The following is a 16,691-nucleotide window of genomic DNA, read 5'->3' as shown; positions in this document are numbered from 1 at the left end:
TCCGCCACGAGCGACGAAAATCAGCTCCCTCATCGGGGACGCGTCGTCGACCAGGACACCACACAGCCGCTGCGAGCCGAAGTGCGAGCCTGGGCCGCCGGGGTCCAGGTCGTGCCGGACGGCTCCTGCCAAAAGGAAGCGAGTGCGGACGCCAAGCGCCTGGACGTTGCCCGCACATCCGAACAGGGAAACTTCGACATCCGGCTCGGTTCCCAAACCCGCCTCTACACCGTCGTCGCCTGCGCCGACAACTATCAGCCTGCCCTCGAGGAGAACCTGCCGAACACCAAGAGCCGCAAGACCGTGGTGCCCTATCCGATCACCCTGGCGGCCCTCGGTACCGCCTATGCCAAGAGTGGTGAATTCCAGGACGACGTTCAGCTGACGGTGGCATCCACGCTCAACCGCCTGGCCAATCTGCGCAGACAGAACCCCGAGGGCTTCGATAGCGCCATGGCCGACTACACCAAGCAACTCTCCGAAATCAGGCCCGATTTGGCAAAACAGCTTTCAGTGCTCGGTGACATCGTGCGCAACTGGCGAGGCAAAGTCGAATAAACGCCAAGTGGAATCCCGGATCCGATTGGGGAACGACGAAGCAATCCGGTCTTGGCAGGGTGCGTCGCCTGCGGCCTTGGATCGCTTCGCTGCGCTCGCAATGACTGAAAGCGCGCCTTTCCGCTCCGTTGATCAGGCCGCAAACAGGTTCGCGGCCATATAGTCGACGAAAACCCGCACTTTCGGGGAGAGATAGCGATTGGTCGGCCACAGCACGCGGAAGGTGCCGGCCTCGGCCAGATGCTCTTCCAGCAGCGACACCAGGCTGCCTTGCGCCAGTTCCGATGCGACGGCGAAGGGCGGCAGGCAGGTGATGCCGAAGGCGCGCTCGGCCAGGTAGATCAGGGGCTCCAGCGTGCTCGCCACCGTGGTCTGGGGCAGGTCGAGCTTGAATTCTCGCCCGTCCCGCACCAGTGGCCAGGGTTCGAACCTGCCCGAATTGGCGTAGCGATGATGAAGGCAACGGTGGCCGAGCAGGTCTTCCGGCGCTGTCGGCACGCCATGGGCAGCGAGATAGGCGGGCGCAGCGACGATCCGGTGCTTGAAGGTTCCGAGCTTGCGGCTCATCAGGCGGGTATCCCTGACCTCACCCGTCCGGATCACCGCATCGAAGCCTTCCTCGATGACGTCGACCAGCCGGTCGGTGAAGTCGAGGTCGAGATTGATCTCGGGATATTCAGCCATGAAGGCGGCGATCGTCGGCATCAAGAGCATGCCGGCGAGTGGCAGGCTTACGCGCAACTGCCCACGCGGCGTTGCCTGCGCTCGGGACAATTGCGCCTGCGCCGCCTCGAAATCGGACTGGATGCGCCGGCAGGTGTCGAGAAAGAAGCTGCCCTCTTCGGTCAAGGCCATGCTGCGGGTCGAACGGTGAAACAGGCGCACGCCCATCTCTTCCTCGAGCCGCGCGATAGCCTTGCCGATAGCCGAGCCCGACAGACCCAGGCGCTGTCCCGCTGCCACGAAACTGCCGGCCTCCGCGACCTGGATGAAGATACCGAGGGTGCCGAGCTTATCCATGATCTGACGATTGCGGAATAATTTTCCGATTTGATGTGAATACCGGCTCGTTTATCCGCTATTTCGCCACCGATATCCAGATGTCGCTGCGGCCGGCTTGCCGCACCTCATCGGAGACCATCATGGATATCAAATCACCCGCCGCCTTCACGGGCTCCCCCACGCCGACGACCTTCATCGTCAACGTCATTCACGCCAGTCCCGGCAAGCAGGAGGAGGCCTTCGCGGTCATCCAGGACGTGGTGCATTATGTGGCCGAACGCAAGGAAGGCTTCCTGTGGAGCACCCTGGCCAAAAGCGCCGACGGACTGACGGTCGTCAACATCGAGGCGATCCAGGGCGCCGGCAATGTCGAGGAGTTCTTCTCCGACCCCGTCTTCGTGGCAAAGTTCCGTAAGCTCGACGAGGTCTCCAGCAGCGAGTTTCACACCTACACCGTCGGCGACCTTGTCTTGCCGAAGCGCACGGCCGCCTGATCGCCATGACGCATTCGACATCGGGCAGGCCCGTACCCGATCGGGCACTGGCCGGCGGGGGCAGTCTCCCGCTACCGGCCTTGATCGCCCTGGCCCTCGCCGGTTTCATCACCATCCTGACGGAAGCCCTGCCGGCGGGGCTTCTGCCCGAGATCGCGGGCAGCCTCTCTGTTTCACAATCCTATGCCGGCCAGATGGTCACGATCTACGCGCTCGGATCGTTGCTGGCCGCCATACCGCTGACGAGCGCGACGCAGCGCCTGCGCCGCCGTCCCTTGCTGCTGTTCGCCATCGCCGGTTTCGCCCTCGCCAACAGCGTCACGGCGATCTCGCCTTTCTACGGACTGACCATGGTAGCCCGATTCCTGGCAGGCACCTCGGCGGGCCTGCTTTGGGCGCTGCTTGCCGGCTATGCCGCACGCCTGGTGCCCGACCACCAGAAGGGAAAGGCGATCGCCATCGCCATGATCGGCACGCCTGTGGCACTGTCGATCGGGGTTCCCGCCGCCACCTTCCTCGGCAAGGCCATCGGTTGGGGCACTTGCTTCGGTGTGCTCAGCGCCATCGCGGCCCTGTTGATCGTCTGGATTTCGATGAAGCTGCCCGACTTCCCGGGACAGGACGGGGCAAGGCGGTCCTCCCTCGCTGCGGTGCTGGCCATGGCGGGCGTGCGACCGATCCTGTTCGTCACGCTGGCCTTCGTGCTCGCCCACAATCTCCTCTACACCTATATCGCCCCCTTCCTCCGCCTGGCAGCCCTGGCGGACCAGGTCGACATTATCCTGCTCACCTTCGGCCTGTTCTCGCTTGTCGGAATCTGGATCGTCGGTGCCTTCATCGATCGCAAGCCGAGGGCCTTGGCTCTGCTCTCCAGCGCTCTCTTTGTCCTGGCTGCGGCAATGCTGGGGCTGTGGCCGGCTTCCGCCCCCTTCGTCTACGCCGCCGTCGCCATCTGGGGCCTGGCGTTCGGCGGGGCGGCGACCTTGTTCCAGACAGCACTCGCCCACGCAGCCGGTGACGCCACCGACATCGCCCAGTCGATGCTCGTCACCGCCTGGAACCTGGCGATTGCAGGCGGAGGATTGCTCGGCGGCCTGTTGCTCGACCAGGCCGGCGCCGGCAGCTTCCCTCCGGCCCTGCTCGCGCTTCTCATTCCCTGCCTGCTGGTCACCTGGTCAGCGCGGCGGCACGGCTTTCCGTCGTCGTAGCGCTCGCCACGACATGAAGCCGGTAGCTTCGGAGGAAGCGGCCGGCGTGGGGTTCCGGTCATCGCACTTGCGCCAGCTTCAGACGGGCCTCGAGAGCTTCGTGCTCTTCCCTCCGCTCGCTGTAGCGGTCTGTGAGATAGTCCGAGGCATCACGCGTCAGCAGGGTGAACTTGACCAGTTCCTCCATCACGTCGACGACACGCTCGTAATAGGATGAGGCTTTCATCCGCCCGCCGGGCGTGAACTCTTCATAGGCCCTGGCCACCGAGGACTGGTTGGGAATGGTGATCATCCGCATCCAGCGGCCGAGCACGCGCATCTGGTTGAGGGCATTGAAGGATTGCGAGCCGCCAGAGACCTGCATCAGCGCCAGCGTCTTGCCCTGGGTCGGCCGCACCGCCCCGATCGCCAGCGGGATCCAGTCGATCTGTGCCTTCATGATGCCGGTCATGGCGCCATGACGCTCGGGGCTGCACCAGACCTGCCCCTCCGACCACTCCGAGAGCTCCCGCAATTCGCGTACCTTGGGATGGTCTGCCGGTGCGGCATCGGGAAGCGGCAGGTCGAGAGGATCGAAGATGCGGGTTTCCGCCCCAAAATGCTTGAGAAGCCGTTCCGCTTCCAGGGTCAGCAGCTTGCTGTAGGAACGTTCCCGCAGCGAACCATAGAGCAGCAATATGCGCGGCGGGTGTGTCGAGGCCTTCGGCCGCAGGCGATCGAGCGAAGGGATCCGCAGGCAATCGGGCGTGATATTCGGGAGATCCTCGATCATCAGCGGCGTCCTTCGGCGGCAGCTACGGCAGAACCGCGCTCATACCAATCCTTGGACCGGTTCACGATCCAGACGACGGACAGCATCACCGGCACTTCGATCAGCACGCCGACCACGGTGGCCAGGGCTGCTCCCGAGTGGAAGCCGAACAGGCTGATCGCGGCGGCGACGGCAAGCTCGAAGAAGTTGGATGCCCCGATCAGGGCCGAGGGGCCGGCGACGCAATGCCGTTCGCCGGCAACGCGGTTGAGCAGATAGGCAAGCCCCGCATTGAAATAGACCTGGATGAGGATCGGCACGGCAAGGAGCGCGATCACCAGAGGCTGCGCGATGATCTGCTCGCCCTGGAAACCGAAGAGCAGCACCAGGGTCGCCAGCAGTGCCAGCAGGGAGACGGGGCCGAGGCGGGCGAGCAGATGGTCCAGGGCCGCCTGGCCGCCGGCAGCCAGCAGACGACGACGCAGCCCCTGCGCCACGAGCACGGGAATGACGATGTAGAGCCCGACCGACAGGACGAGCGTGCCCCACGGCACCGTGATTGCCGAGAGCCCCAGCAGCAGGCCGACGATCGGCGCGAAGGCGATAACCATGATCGCATCGTTGAGCGCAACCTGGCTCAAGGTGAAATGCGGCTCGCCTCTGGTAAGGTTCGACCAGACGAACACCATGGCGGTGCAAGGCGCGGCGGCGAGGATGATCAACCCGGCGATATAGCTGTCGATCTGCGTGGCAGGCAGAGAGGACCGGAACAGCCAGCCGACGAACAGCCAGCCGAGCAGCGCCATGGAGAAGGGCTTGATGGCCCAGTTGATGAAGAGGGTCACCCCGATGCCGCGCCAATGCCGGCCGACTTCGCGCAAGGCGGCAAAGTCGATCTTCAGCAGCATCGGGATGACCATCAGCCAGATCAGCACGGCGACCGGCAGATTGACCTTGGCGATTTCGGCAGCGCCGATCGCCTGGAAGGCTGCCGGCATCGTATGGCCGAGCGCGATGCCGGCGAGGATGCAAAGGGCCACCCAAAGCGTCAGATAACGTTCGAATATGGACATATCAGAAGCTGATCTCGCGGCGCATCAGGATGGCGCTGGCCGGGCAGAGGGATGAGGCCTGGCGCGTCGCCAGGACGGCGGTGGGTGCTTCGGCCCGCTCCACCGGCTTGAAGCCGAGGCGCGAGAAGAAATCGGACGCGGACGTCGTCAAAAGCCAGGCACGCTTTGCGCCGGCCTCATGGGCTCGGAACAACAGCAAGGGCACGATGTTGCGGCCGATCCGGGCTCTTCTCAACTCCGGCGAGACCACCACGGATCGGACCAGCGCATCGGCGCCCAGAAGCTCATAGCCGCCAAATCCGACGAGTTGACCGTCGAGCGTTCGGTAAGCAAAGAAAATGCGATCCGTCTCGGCAAGATCGTCGACGGGGAGGTCTTCCGCCCGCAGGGCAGCGATGAGAACCGGATCGCTCGGATCGATCTGTACGTCCTTCAGGAAGGGCGCTCCGTCTTCCTTTTGCATGCTTGACGGCATGGCTGCTGGCGGAAGCAGATCGAGCACGACATCGGAAGGGCGGCAGAGCTTCACGCCCAACGGGCTGACGACGATGGGGCGGTTGATCAGCAGCGGATGCGCCATCATCGCATCCAGGAGTTGGGCGTCCGTCAGATCCGGAGCCTCCAATCCGAGCTCGGCATAGGGCGTGCCCTTTTGCCGGACGAGGTCCCGGACGCCAATGCCCATGCGCGCGACGAGCTGGGCCAGCAAAGTGCGCGAGGGCGGCGTCTTCAGATATTCGATGACATGGGGCTCGATACCCCCCTGCCGGATCAGCGCCAACGTATTGCGCGAGGTGCCGCAATCGGGGTTGTGATAGATGACGATATCCATGTCGGCGTTCACGCCGCGCTGTTGCGGGGCGAGGTTGCCCCCTTGGATTGACCGATCTCGGCAAGCGAAAACGCGCTGCGCGCCGGCGAAGGCGCATGCGGATCAGGCATGGGTGGTTTCCTTTCGAGGGGCGCAGCAGGCGGAAAGCGCAGCGACGGCGGGATTACAGACTTCCGGATGCCCCTGGCAGCAATCGCGCATCAGGAATTCGATCAGGCCGGCGAGGGCGGGATAGGCGGCGCTGTAGAGGATCGAGCGCCCTTCCCGGCGCGATTCGACCAAGCCGGCCTGTTCGAGGTGACTGAGGTGGAACGACATGCGCGAGGAGGAAGCCCCATCCATAGCCTCGCCGATCACCCCGGCCGCCATGCCGTCCGGTCCAGCCGTCACCAGCAGCCGGACGATTCGAAGCCTGGTTTCCTGCGAAAGGGCCGCAAAGGCATCGAGGGCTTGCTTTTCATCCATCTTTATCTCAATATCTCAAGAGTCATTGAAATATTCAATACAACAACATGAACGCGACCGCTAGCCCCCTGACGATCGAATTGGCGGCGATGCCTCACTGGGACATGTGCCTGCCGCCCTCGAACCGCATGCCGGCAAGGCACGGGTGCTGCACTATGGCGAGAGGATGGTATGGCCCGGCTACCATGTGACCGAGGTCAAGGCGGCTCCTTCGTCACCTTGGATTGCGGTGCAGCCCCGATTCCTGGCGCGAGACGATCCTGCAGGTCGAAGATCTCGCTCCTGCCGGCACTCACGAGTTTCTGGCCGTCGAGAAGTTCCGGAGCATCCTTCGGCAGGTCGATCGGCATCTCCCCCTGGACCCCGATGCGCGCCTCACTTTCGAGATCGGCCCGCCCGGCGCGGCGATGCAGGTGTTCGATGTAAACAGCATGCGGGTCGACAAGGATAGCATCGTCCAGGCGCTCGGCGCCCGGTCGGCGATTTGCAAACCCAGGTACAGATCGCAGCAGCAAGCTGGTCAATCTGCTTGCTGTGCGCCCTCGCAGACGGCACGGTCAGGATGCTGTTAGGCGGAACAAGCCAGTGCTGAAGACACGCCCGGCCGGATCTCTGCCGAAAACCTCCATCGATATCGACCGGGCCGATGGACGGTGCGCGGAGGAGAGCTGACATGCCAGTCGTAAGGGAGGGGCGACGCTCAGCCTTTTACGAAAACACCCGCCGCCTCTGCGGGTGGCAGGCGATACCGACCAGATGGGCGCTGGGGCCGACGAACCAGCGCAAGGCCGCAGCCTCGAATTGCACGAAGCCCTCGCTCTGAAGCGTGGTGAGCAGGCGATGCGCCGTCGATGGAGCCAGGCTGGTGCCGCGAACGACTTCCGCAAGCGTCATGCCGCGCTGGTCCTGAGCAATGCATCGGAGAATCGACAGGGCCCGCAACACGGCCTGGACGCAACCATGAGCGACAGGAATGTCGCGATCTTCACGAAATTCCGGAGAATAACCGAAAGGCAGCCCCGGCGTTTCTCCAGCGACATGGCCAAGATGGTGCTCGATTGCTTCCAAAGCAGACACCGGTTCTCCCTCCCGTTGTTTTGTGGATGCCTCCCGGTTATGTTGCTGTTCCTCTTATACGTCCAATATATCATTTGGATCGGGTGATATTCCTAAGATATTTATTGGCAGGACAATCGACCCGCCGCGCAGCCGTCGTACGGACCGGATCATCCCTATCAGCCACGCAATGTCCCCAAGAAAAAGCCCCCCTTTGCTGGACGCAGAGGGAGGCTCGAGAAGCGTTGAGGCAAAGTGCGTTCAGCGAAGTGCCGCTTCTTCCAACGCCTTGTTTTCGGCGCGCCTTTGCGAACCCGCTGGAACGAAGAACGTTCTAGCGGGTCGATGAAGCCTCTTTGCTGGGCCGGGCGGCCTCCTGCGCCGCTTTTTCGTAGGGATCGGAGCGCTCGCCGTTCAAGACGCGGTTGGCCTGAGCCCTGTCGATATCACCTTCCCAGACGGCGATGACGACGGTGGCGACGCAGTTTCCAATGAGATTGCCGAGCGCCCGCGCCATTCCCATGAACCAGTCGACCGACAACACCAGGACCAGGCCGATCACCGGAATGACGGGCAGTGCGGACAGGGTGGCGGCAAGAACGACGATGGCCGATCCCGGCACGCCATGCGCCCCTTTCGAGGTCAGCAGTGCGACGCCCAGCACGACCAGAAGATCGGTTTCCGAAAGCGGCGTGTTGGTAGCCTGCGCAATGAATACCGCGGCCAGCGTGAGATAGATGGAAAAGGCATCGAGATTGAAGGAATAGCCGGTCGGGATGACCAGGCCGACAGTGGAATCCTTGATCCCCATCTTCTCGAGCTTGCGCATGACCTGCGGAAGCACAGCGTCGGATGAGGCGGTGCCCAGGACGATCGTCAGTTCTTCGCGCAGATAGACCAGGAACTTGAACAGGCTGAAGCCGGCAAGCCGCATGATGGTGCCAAGCACCGCCAGCACGAAGAAGATCACGCTGACATAGAACAGGAGGACGAGATAGCCCAGTTGCTGCAGGGAACCGACCCCGTATTTGCCGACCGTGAAGGCGATGGCGCCGAACACGCCGAGCGGAGCAAGCCGGACGATGAAGCCGATGATCTTGAAGAGAACGTCGGTGGCGATGTGGATGAAGTCGACCACGGGCCGGCCACGTTCGCCGAGCAGGGACAGCCCGGCGCCGAACAGGATGGCAATCAGCAGGACCTGGAGAATGTCACCCTTGGCGAAAGCGTCCGTGACAGTCGTCGGGATGACGCGCAGCAGAAAGTCGACCCCGCCGGTGACTTCGCGCACATGATCGGTGTAATTGGCGAGCGCGCCGCCATCGAGTGCCTTGGGATCGATGTTCATGCCAACGCCCGGCTGGAAGAAATGGGCCATCAGCAAGCCCAGGCACAGGGCGATCGTCGTCACCACCTCGAAATAGACGATGGCCTTGACGCCGACCCGGCCAACCTTTTTCAGATCCCCCGCCCCGACGACACCATGGACGACGACGCCGAAAACCAGGGGCGCAATCACCATCTTGATCAGCTTGATGAAGGCATCGCCAAGCGGCTTCAACTGGCTGGCAAAGCCAGGCCAGAGGATGCCGACCACTATTCCCAACACAAGCGCTATGACCACCTGCCCGAACAGGGATCTGAAGAATCTGAGCATATATTTCCTCCACGGTCGGCACCGTTGTTGTTTCTGATTTTGCCGAAGGAGCTGTCGGTTCCCGGGAAGGGTCCGGTGACGGCACGTTCTCCCAAACGTCCGCCACACTCCCGATCTCAATGGTGCCGTATGCAGCAATGCTTAGAGCATAAAATCTCCAGGTCAGAAGGCGCGATTCCGCATCATGGAATCGGATGCCACAGCACCGCCGCCGAGAGATTACGCCAAGGCATCCCCGCTGCGCCTAGGGCGAGCTTTGAAAATATTCGCGCGTTTCACTCAGGAATCGGGTCACGACAGCGCTGCGATCCGGTCGATACAGCATGATGACATCGGCAACCGGCGCCGGCTCCACCAAGGCCCGGTAGACGACACCGGGCCGCAGCATTTCCTTCGCCGCCTCCGGCACGAGCGCAACACCCAGGCCCGCAGCAACCAGGCTGAGCAGCGAATAGGATTCGACGACCTGCTGGGTAATATTGGGGTCAAATCCCGCCTCGATGCAGCATTCCTTGAGATAGCGGGCAAACCGCGAATTCTTCATCCTCAGAAAAACGAACTGCTCGTTTCTCAGTTCGGACAGCTCGATCCGGCTATTGCCCGCCAGCGGATGCGATTGCGGTAAGGCCACGCCGACTTTTTCCTTCCATGCCAGTTCGGTGACCAGATCGGGGTCGCCGACCGGTCCGCGCAAGAAGCTGATGTCGATCTTGCGGGTGTGAAGGGCAGCCTCCTGCTCGAGCGGCGGCATCTCGCGAATGCGCACCTGGACCTCCGGCACTTGCAGGCCAAACCTGGCGATCAATCCGGCCAGCGGCCCCATCAGCACCGATCCGGTGGTGGCGAGGTCGAGGGTTCCGATCTGCCCCCGGCCAATGGCGAGGGTCTGTTCGGCGGCCTCATCCACCTGCGCGATGATCGCGGTCGCATAATTGCGAAAGGCTAGGCCTGCGGCGGTCAATTCGACACGCCGCTTGTTTCGCAGGAAGAGCTGGGTTTTGAGTTCGTATTCCAGGTCTTGAATCTGCGTACTGAGAGGCGGTTGGGAAACGCCGAGCCGAGCGGCGGCTGCCCTGAAATTGAGCTCTTCAGCGACAGCTAGGAAATAGCGCAGATGACGCAGTTCCATGGTCTCCCCCTGTCCGGCAGCTTGGCCACCCCTCGTTGAATCGAGGCTAGCGCGTCATCTTCGAGTCTTGTTGATATTTCACAACACTACCCGATCCTATTGCTGCCCAGTGCGCGATGGGCGGCTCGCCAGTTCTGTGTGAGGAAATCGATCAGCGCGCCATCACGCCGCCGATCCATGCCCGCACCTCGGGCAGGACATAGCCGAGGCTGAGATGGCCGGCCCCTTCCACGGGCACGAAGGTCTTGGGCTGGTTGGCGAGTTCATAGAGAGCCTTGCCGAACTCGAAAGGAATGACGCCGTCGGCAGTGCCGTGGACGACGAGCAGCGGCACCTTCACCTGGCCGATACGCTGGTCGGAGGGAAAGGGATCCAGCATCACCCAGCGCACCGGGAACATGCCATAGAGGCGGGAGGCCACGGCGAGAGCCGAGGTGAAGGGTGAATCGAGCACCATTGCCCCCACCTTGTGGCGGGCCGCCAGGGCGACCGCCACGCCCGAGCCCAGGGATTGGCCGACCACCACGATGCGCTCGGGCGCGATGCCGAGGGCGAGCACCTTGGCATAGGAAGCCTCGGCGTCGAGCAGCAGCCCCTGCTCGGAGGGCGAACCGGTGGAACCGGGATAGCCACGATATTCCACCGCCATCAAACCGTTGCCGCCGGCGGTCAGCGCCTGCAGCAGCTCAGTCTGCAAGGTGAGATTGCCGCCATTGCCGTGGAAATAGAGCAGGAGGGGCTTACCCGGCGCGGGCGCGACATGCCAGGCGATCAACGTCTCGCCGTCTTCGGTGCGCAGCTTGACGACTTCGGCACCGGCGATGGCGGGCGCGAGTACCTCGCCGCTCGGCTGAAAGACGAAGGAGCGCTGGGCAAAGGCCAAAGCGGCAAAGGCCGCCAGATAGAGCGCCGCGGCCAGGGCGGCGATGACAATCAGGAACTTCGACACCAGACAGACTTCCCAGGACGGCACAGGAAGCGCAATTCGCCATGGGCCGGCAGGGAACGCAAGGGCGAAGGGAACAACGGAGGAAAACCTTTCAACCCCACTGCGGGCGCTGCAATCGAACAGCGCGTGGGCCTGGCTGGTCTTCCAAAGATAATGTGCCGGCCCGCGAGGACCGGCACATCGAAATCATCCGATGAGGACGGGCGAATGCCGCCCGCTCTCCTTACTTGCCGAGCTTGGCGAGTTCGTCCTTGAGTTCCGGCAGGGCCGTGTAGAGATCCGCCACCAGGCCATAATCGGCAACCTGGAAGATCGGGGCCTCTTCATCCTTGTTGATGGCGACGATGACCTTGGAGTCCTTCATGCCGGCCAGATGCTGGATGGCGCCGGAGATGCCGACGGCGATGTAGAGGTCGGGAGCGACCACCTTGCCGGTCTGGCCGACCTGCCAGTCGTTGGGGGCATAACCCGCATCGACCGCGGCGCGCGAGGCACCCATGGCGGCGCCGAGCTTGTCGGCCACCGGCTCGATATAGGTGGCGAAGTTCTCGCGGTTGGCCATGGCCCGGCCGCCCGAGATGATGATCTTGGCCGAGGCCAGTTCCGGACGGTCGGATTTGGCCAGTTCCTCGCCCTTGAAGGTCGAGAGGCCGGGATCGGCTGCGGCCGCCGCCGGCTCCACCGCCGCCGAACCGCCCTCGCCCGTCGCGGCGAAGGAGGCGGTGCGCACGGTGATCACCTTCTTGGCGTCGGCCGAGGTCACGGTCTGGATGGCGTTGCCGGCATAGATCGGCCGCTCGAAGGTATCGGGCGAGACGACCTTGACGATGTCGGAGATCTGCATGACGTCGAGCAAAGCGGCAACGCGCGGCAGCACGTTCTTCCAGGCCGCAGTCGAGGGCGCGACGATGGCGTCATAGCCGCCGGCCAGACTGACGATCAGGGCGGCCGTCGGCTCGGCCAGGCGATGCTCATAGGCCGCATCGGCCACCAGGACCTTTTCGACCCCGGCGAGCTTGGCAGCAGCCTCGGCGGCAGCCTGGGCGTTGGCGCCAGCCACCAGCACATGCACCGGGCCGCCGAGCTCGATGGCCGCGGTGAGGGCGCGGTTGGTAACGTCCTTGAGGCCAGTGGCGTCGATTTCTGCGATGAGAAGAGTGGTCATAATATCAATCCTTCTCGGCTCAGATGACGCCGGCTTCGTTCTTGAGCTTGTCGACCAGCTCGGCCACCGAGGCGACCTTCTTGCCGGCCTGGCGTGCCGGCGGCTCCACCGTCTTCACCACGGTCAAGCGCGGCGCGATGTCGACGCCGAGCGCTTCGGGGCTGGTCTCGTCGATCGGCTTCTTCTTCGCCTTCATGATGTTGGGCAGCGAAGCATAGCGCGGCTCGTTGAGGCGCAGATCCGTGGTGATGATCGCCGGCAGGTTGAGCGTGACGGTCTGCATGCCGCCATCGACCTCGCGCGTGACGTCGACCTTGTCGCTGCCGACATAGAGTTTGGAGGCGAAGGTGCCCTGCGGCCAGCCCAGCAGCGCCGCGAGCATCTGGCCGGTGGCGTTCATGTCGTCGTCGATCGCCTGCTTGCCGAGGATGACCAGGCCCGGTGCCTCATTGCCGATCACCGCCTTGAGCAGCTTGGCCACGGCGAGTGGTTCGACGGTGGCGTCGGTCTTGACCAGGATGCCGCGGTCGGCGCCCATGGCAAGACCCGAGCGCAGCGTCTCGGCCGCCTGGGCCGGACCGATCGAAACAACCACGACCTCGGTCGCCTTGCCGGCTTCCTTCAGACGCAGCGCTTCCTCGACGCCGATCTCGTCGAAGGGGTTCATCGACATCTTGACATTGTTGAGATCGACACCCGTGCCATCGGCCTTGACGCGGATCTTCACATTGTAATCGACGACCCGCTTCACGGGCACGAGCACTTTCATGGAGCTTCTCCAGACGGGGAACCGGAACGATGAGCGATATGAAACGACCGCATAATGGCCTTGCCCCTCCCGCGCTGTCGGCGAACCGACACGTCACGTCGCGGCAAGACCGCCGCCGCTGAACTTGATGACGCAAGTCAGCTAAAGGGCGCGGCTTTTTGTGTCAACGCGACATTTGTGTGAAGCGACCGGGCGAGCGCCAGTCACGGGCTTTCTCGGCGGCGAGTGGGTCGCATCACCGACCGCGATAGGCGAGACAAGTTGAACACGGATATCCCACCCAACCCGATCGGTTTCCACCCAATGAAGTAATACCTTACCATTTTCTGTTTTTATTGTCGAACAACCTGCCTCTCGCATTCCTCATACCTAATTGAAAACAACAACAAGCTGTTGATAAGCAAACATCCTGCAAAACACGGCTTGCACAAAGCATAGTCGATCGCTGTTTTCGGACTCAGGTTTGCTCGCTACTCCCTAACCTACGCAATGACTGGCGCGGTGTCTCTTCACCGCGACTTTGGCGGCAAAGGCATGGAGCACGAACAAGAAGACGATCTCCAGCCACGCTCCCAAGGAAAGCACGTTCCCAATGTTTGATACAGGTTTGAAAGTCGCGGGCGCTCTTTTTGTCACAGCCAGTCTCGCCAGTTGCTCAACCGCCGGCATGTTTCCCAAGCCCGGCGAGGCCTATGTCAAGGACGTGACGGTGACGACCATTGCCTCTGCGCGCAATCCAGTGCCGGCAAGCTTTGCCCCACGGCTGACCGATGCCGTGCGCCAGGACACGCGGCGCCTGCCTCAGACCGGCGCGGCCAAGCATCTGTCGATCACCCTGACCGATTATCATTTGAAGAATCCGGCTCTGTCCCTGCTGGTCGGCGATGCCAATTACGTCAAGGGTACACTGACGGTCACGGATCTGGCAGGCGGGCCCGCCAAGACGGCCCCGTTCACGGTCGGCAATCAAGGACAGGTCAATGGCGTGGTCGGCGCCATCGTAGCCGCCAACCAGGATCCGGGCCTGATCGAAGGCGTGCTGGTTGTGCAGTCGAGCCGCAAGGCGCTGGAAAATTTCTATGGTTCCAAGCTCTTGAAGACCTATGCGGAAAACCCGCCGGCGGCCACGCCTGCTGCCACCGCTGCGCCGGCTCCAGCCAGCCCCGCCAAGGTCAAGGCCTCAAAGCCTCCTGCCGCCAAGACCAAACCCGTTGCACCGGCGGCCGCACAGCCCGGCGCCTAAACAAAACGGCGCCCTGGGGCGCCGCGATATCGCATGGAGATCCGGAGGAGGCAGTCTGCCTTCCTCCGTTTCTTATATGTAGCGCACAAGGGCCTTGCGGCAAGCCCCCGTTCCGGCGCTATCAACCCAACCCTCGACCGCAATCAAGGGAAAGGGTGCCGGATGCGTGTATTGTTGACGAGCTTTGGATCGCGCGGCGATGTCGAACCGGTGGCGGCGCTGGGGGCGCGGCTCGGCGATCTCGGCGTCGAGGTGCTGGCCTGCGTGCCGCCGGATGAGGAGTTCGAGGCAGTCCTGGCTCGCGCCGGTGTAAGGCTGGTGCCGGCCTTCCGGGCATTGCGGCCCTGGCTGGCCGAAGTGCGCGAGGGACCGGTCGACCTGCCCCGGGTGGCGGCAGAGGTCCTGGAGGGGCAATATCGGGTGATGGCCGCGGCGGCCGAGGGCTGCGATGCCGTTGTAGGCTGCGGCCTGTTTCCCTCCACCGCCGCGGCACAGGCGGTGGCCGAAGAACGGGGCCTTGCCTATGTCCATGTCAGCTATTGCCCGCTCTTCATCCCCTCCCCGCATCATCCGCCCTATGCGTATCCCGGCCACCCCCACCCGCCGGGGGTCACCGACAACCGGGCCTTGTGGGACCACAATATCGGCGTCATGAACGCCCTGTTCGGTGGTGCCGTGAATGGCCTACGTACCCGGATCGGCCTGCCGACGCTCACCAATGTGCGCGACCACATCTTTACCGATAGCCCCTGGCTGGCTTCGGACCCGATCCTGAGCCCGTGGCCGCCGGCCGCAAGCACGGTGGTACAGACCGGCGCCTGGATACTGCCGGACGAGCGCCCGCTCCCGGCCGATCTCGAGGCCTTCCTGGCTGCCGGTCCCCCGCCGGTCTATGCAGGCTTTGGCAGCATGTCGATGCCGACGGCCCAGGCGGCCGGCCCCGTGGCGATCGCGGCGATCCGCGCCCAGGGCCGCCGCGTCCTGCTTGCTCGCGGCTGGGCCGAACTCGCTCTGGCGGAGGCAGATGACGATTGCTTCCTGGTCGGCGACGTCAACCAGCAGGCCCTGTTCCCCAAGGTCGCGGCGGTGGTGCATCATGGTGGTGCCGGCACCACCACGGCGGCGGCGCGGGCGGGCGTGCCGCAGGTGATCGTGCCACAGGTGGTGGACCAGCCGTTCTGGGCCGGACGGGTGGCGGCGCTCGGCATCGGTGCGGCCCATGACGGCCCGGCCCCGAGCCTCGACTCGCTCTCGGCCGCGCTCGCTATTGCACTGGCGCCGGAAACCAGCGCCAGGGCCACCGCCTTCTCAGCCACGATTCGCCGCGATGGAGCGGCGGTGGCCGCAAGACTGCTCCTCGACATGAAGCGTTCAGCGACCTGAATGAATCACTTCCAATCGCAAAGATGCGTCGAAACAAGGAGTTAGAGCAAAGCGGCGGAGGGATGCAGGAAAGTCGTCGAACCGCGCCCGTTCAAGCCTGCCCCCAAGCTTGATCATTCCAGGCGCATTTGCAGGCTCGTCTTGCGGACCTCTCAATCAAACGTGTCGCGCCAGTCGTTCTGCGCCTGGGGCGGCGCGTTATCGAACAAGGGCGCGTCCGCGCGCTTGAGCGGCAGCACCAGAATGGCGCCGGCGACCAACCCACCAAGATGGGCGAACCAAGCGACATCGTCGGTCGAGGTAATGAAATAGGCATAGAGGGCGAAATAGGCCTGGTAGAGGATCCAAGCCCCGATCGCCCAATAGGCCGGCAGTTTCAGCGGAATGCGGAAGAACAGGAGCACCCAAATCTTCACCTTGGGATGGAGCAGCACATAGGCGGCCACCACCCCCGATATCGCCCCGGAGGCTCCGATCAGCGGGCTGGTGGAGTCCTGCGCGGTGAGGGCGTAGGCGAAGGAGGCCAGCACGCCGCAGGCGAGATAGAAGAACAAATAGCGCCAGCGCCCGAGATCGTCCTCGACATTGTCACCGAACACCCACAGGAACAGCATGTTACCGGTCAGATGCATCCATGAGCCGTGCACGAAGGACGAGGTGATCGGCGTCAGCCATTCCGGCACCCTTATATATTCGGGCGGGAGTTGCATCTTCTGGAACAGCACCACCGGAATCATGCCGTAGGAATAGGTAAAGCCGGCCGTATCCGCCACGAAGGTGCCGGGCACATAGCCGGACTGAAAGAACACGAACACCAGCACGTTGGTGGCGATCAGGCCCCAATTCACATAGGCTCGGGTGATGCGCCGGTGCGGGTTGTCATCGTAAAGCGGTATGATCATCTCGCGCCCCGTATCGCATGCCGATGCAAGTCGCGTGACGGCAACACCAATGTAA

The 16,691-nt window shown here is 63.4% G+C and carries 18 protein-coding genes; 5 read left to right on the top strand and 13 right to left on the bottom strand.

From position 1 onward, the window contains the following. The first annotated feature begins 81 nt into the window (after positions 1–81). Positions 82–558, top strand: a complete 477-nt coding sequence (locus tag ACN6KF_RS24915; protein WP_434959430.1) for a hypothetical protein — start codon at positions 82–84, stop codon at positions 556–558. Positions 559–690: 132 nt separating this feature from the next. Here ACN6KF_RS24915 and ACN6KF_RS24910 read toward each other — a convergent pair whose 3' ends face one another. Next, a complete protein-coding gene (locus ACN6KF_RS24910; RefSeq protein WP_434959429.1) occupies positions 691–1,578 on the bottom strand; it encodes a LysR family transcriptional regulator in 888 nt (295 codons plus the stop codon). A gap of 122 nt (positions 1,579–1,700) precedes the next feature. On the opposite strand from ACN6KF_RS24910, the gene ACN6KF_RS24905 reads away from it, so the two are divergent. Together ACN6KF_RS24905 and ACN6KF_RS24900 are read left to right on the top strand one after the other, a co-directional pair. After that, positions 1,701–2,054 carry an antibiotic biosynthesis monooxygenase gene (locus ACN6KF_RS24905; protein ID WP_434959428.1) on the top strand — a complete coding sequence of 118 codons (354 nt, stop codon included), beginning with the start codon at positions 1,701–1,703 and terminating at the stop codon, positions 2,052–2,054. 5 nt (positions 2,055–2,059) lie between these two features. Continuing rightward, positions 2,060–3,262 (top strand): MFS transporter, encoded by a 1,203-nt coding sequence (locus ACN6KF_RS24900; protein WP_434959427.1) that lies wholly within the window; start codon positions 2,060–2,062, stop codon positions 3,260–3,262. Positions 3,263–3,320: 58 nt separating this feature from the next. On the opposite strand, the gene arsH is transcribed toward ACN6KF_RS24900, so the two are convergent. The 11 genes from arsH to ACN6KF_RS24840 form a co-directional block, all read right to left on the bottom strand. Then, on the bottom strand, positions 3,321–4,034 hold the full coding sequence (gene arsH, locus ACN6KF_RS24895; protein WP_434959426.1) for an arsenical resistance protein ArsH: 714 nt from the start codon (positions 4,032–4,034) through the stop codon (positions 3,321–3,323). Beyond that, positions 4,034–5,086: an ACR3 family arsenite efflux transporter gene (gene arsB, locus ACN6KF_RS24890; RefSeq protein ID WP_434959425.1), complete on the bottom strand. Its 1,053-nt coding sequence runs from the start codon at positions 5,084–5,086 to the stop codon at positions 4,034–4,036. The genes arsH and arsB overlap by 1 nt, the downstream gene beginning before the upstream one ends. A gap of 1 nt (position 5,087) precedes the next feature. Continuing rightward, positions 5,088–5,918 (bottom strand): arsenic resistance N-acetyltransferase ArsN2, encoded by an 831-nt coding sequence (arsN2, locus tag ACN6KF_RS34195; RefSeq protein ID WP_475422027.1) that lies wholly within the window; start codon positions 5,916–5,918, stop codon positions 5,088–5,090. A 102-nt stretch (positions 5,919–6,020) separates the two neighbouring features. Continuing rightward, positions 6,021–6,383 carry an ArsR/SmtB family transcription factor gene (locus ACN6KF_RS24875; protein WP_434959424.1) on the bottom strand — a complete coding sequence of 121 codons (363 nt, stop codon included), beginning with the start codon at positions 6,381–6,383 and terminating at the stop codon, positions 6,021–6,023. A gap of 197 nt (positions 6,384–6,580) precedes the next feature. Beyond that, the gene (locus tag ACN6KF_RS34190; RefSeq protein WP_475422026.1) at positions 6,581–6,898 is read right to left on the bottom strand and encodes a hypothetical protein; all 318 of its coding nucleotides are present in this window, start codon (positions 6,896–6,898) and stop codon (positions 6,581–6,583) included. Between the two features lie 193 nt (positions 6,899–7,091). Next, a complete protein-coding gene (locus ACN6KF_RS24865; RefSeq protein WP_434959422.1) occupies positions 7,092–7,460 on the bottom strand; it encodes a helix-turn-helix domain-containing protein in 369 nt (122 codons plus the stop codon). A gap of 313 nt (positions 7,461–7,773) precedes the next feature. Next, entirely contained in the window at positions 7,774–9,096 is a 1,323-nt protein-coding gene (locus tag ACN6KF_RS24860; RefSeq protein WP_434959421.1) for a C4-dicarboxylate transporter DctA, read from the bottom strand. A 244-nt stretch (positions 9,097–9,340) separates the two neighbouring features. After that, a complete protein-coding gene (locus ACN6KF_RS24855; protein ID WP_434959420.1) occupies positions 9,341–10,225 on the bottom strand; it encodes a LysR family transcriptional regulator in 885 nt (294 codons plus the stop codon). A 151-nt stretch (positions 10,226–10,376) separates the two neighbouring features. Next, complete coding sequence (locus tag ACN6KF_RS24850) at positions 10,377–11,174, bottom strand: alpha/beta hydrolase (protein WP_434959419.1); 798 nt, start codon at positions 11,172–11,174, stop codon at positions 10,377–10,379. 223 nt (positions 11,175–11,397) lie between these two features. Continuing rightward, positions 11,398–12,339: an electron transfer flavoprotein subunit alpha/FixB family protein gene (locus ACN6KF_RS24845; protein WP_434959418.1), complete on the bottom strand. Its 942-nt coding sequence runs from the start codon at positions 12,337–12,339 to the stop codon at positions 11,398–11,400. A 19-nt stretch (positions 12,340–12,358) separates the two neighbouring features. Further along, on the bottom strand, positions 12,359–13,108 hold the full coding sequence (locus tag ACN6KF_RS24840; protein ID WP_434959417.1) for an electron transfer flavoprotein subunit beta/FixA family protein: 750 nt from the start codon (positions 13,106–13,108) through the stop codon (positions 12,359–12,361). 592 nt (positions 13,109–13,700) lie between these two features. On the opposite strand from ACN6KF_RS24840, the gene ACN6KF_RS24835 reads away from it, so the two are divergent. After that, positions 13,701–14,351 carry a hypothetical protein gene (locus ACN6KF_RS24835; protein ID WP_434959416.1) on the top strand — a complete coding sequence of 217 codons (651 nt, stop codon included), beginning with the start codon at positions 13,701–13,703 and terminating at the stop codon, positions 14,349–14,351. 162 nt (positions 14,352–14,513) lie between these two features. Beyond that, positions 14,514–15,734 (top strand): nucleotide disphospho-sugar-binding domain-containing protein, encoded by a 1,221-nt coding sequence (locus ACN6KF_RS24830; RefSeq protein WP_434959415.1) that lies wholly within the window; start codon positions 14,514–14,516, stop codon positions 15,732–15,734. Between the two features lie 152 nt (positions 15,735–15,886). Here ACN6KF_RS24830 and ACN6KF_RS24825 read toward each other — a convergent pair whose 3' ends face one another. Then, on the bottom strand, positions 15,887–16,636 hold the full coding sequence (locus tag ACN6KF_RS24825; protein ID WP_434959414.1) for a rhomboid family intramembrane serine protease: 750 nt from the start codon (positions 16,634–16,636) through the stop codon (positions 15,887–15,889). Between the last annotated feature and the right edge of the window lie 55 nt (positions 16,637–16,691).

It is taken from the genome of Labrys methylaminiphilus subsp. lupini, from assembly GCF_051161885.1.
In the GTDB taxonomy this organism is placed as follows: domain Bacteria; phylum Pseudomonadota; class Alphaproteobacteria; order Rhizobiales; family Labraceae; genus Labrys.
The sequence above is the reverse complement of the archived record's forward strand: the minus strand, read 5'-3'. Positions and strand labels throughout refer to the sequence as shown.

Excerpts from the sequence above, each read along its gene's own strand:
- ACN6KF_RS24910 (WP_434959429.1), bottom strand. The coding sequence starts at position 1,578 with ATGGATAAGCTCGGCACCCTCGGTATCTTCATCCAGGTCGCGGAGGCC.
- ACN6KF_RS24905 (WP_434959428.1), top strand. The coding sequence starts at position 1,701 with ATGGATATCAAATCACCCGCCGCCTTCACGGGCTCCCCCACGCCGACG.
- ACN6KF_RS24900 (WP_434959427.1), top strand. The coding sequence starts at position 2,060 with ATGACGCATTCGACATCGGGCAGGCCCGTACCCGATCGGGCACTGGCC.
- arsH (WP_434959426.1), bottom strand. The coding sequence starts at position 4,034 with ATGATCGAGGATCTCCCGAATATCACGCCCGATTGCCTGCGGATCCCT.
- arsB (WP_434959425.1), bottom strand. The coding sequence starts at position 5,086 with ATGTCCATATTCGAACGTTATCTGACGCTTTGGGTGGCCCTTTGCATC.
- arsN2 (WP_475422027.1), bottom strand. The coding sequence starts at position 5,918 with ATGGATATCGTCATCTATCACAACCCCGATTGCGGCACCTCGCGCAAT.
- ACN6KF_RS24875 (WP_434959424.1), bottom strand. The coding sequence starts at position 6,383 with ATGGATGAAAAGCAAGCCCTCGATGCCTTTGCGGCCCTTTCGCAGGAA.
- ACN6KF_RS24860 (WP_434959421.1), bottom strand. The coding sequence starts at position 9,096 with ATGCTCAGATTCTTCAGATCCCTGTTCGGGCAGGTGGTCATAGCGCTT.
- ACN6KF_RS24855 (WP_434959420.1), bottom strand. The coding sequence starts at position 10,225 with ATGGAACTGCGTCATCTGCGCTATTTCCTAGCTGTCGCTGAAGAGCTC.
- ACN6KF_RS24845 (WP_434959418.1), bottom strand. The coding sequence starts at position 12,339 with ATGACCACTCTTCTCATCGCAGAAATCGACGCCACTGGCCTCAAGGAC.
- ACN6KF_RS24840 (WP_434959417.1), bottom strand. The coding sequence starts at position 13,108 with ATGAAAGTGCTCGTGCCCGTGAAGCGGGTCGTCGATTACAATGTGAAG.
- ACN6KF_RS24835 (WP_434959416.1), top strand. The coding sequence starts at position 13,701 with ATGTTTGATACAGGTTTGAAAGTCGCGGGCGCTCTTTTTGTCACAGCC.
- ACN6KF_RS24830 (WP_434959415.1), top strand. The coding sequence starts at position 14,514 with ATGCGTGTATTGTTGACGAGCTTTGGATCGCGCGGCGATGTCGAACCG.
- ACN6KF_RS24825 (WP_434959414.1), bottom strand. The coding sequence starts at position 16,636 with ATGATCATACCGCTTTACGATGACAACCCGCACCGGCGCATCACCCGA.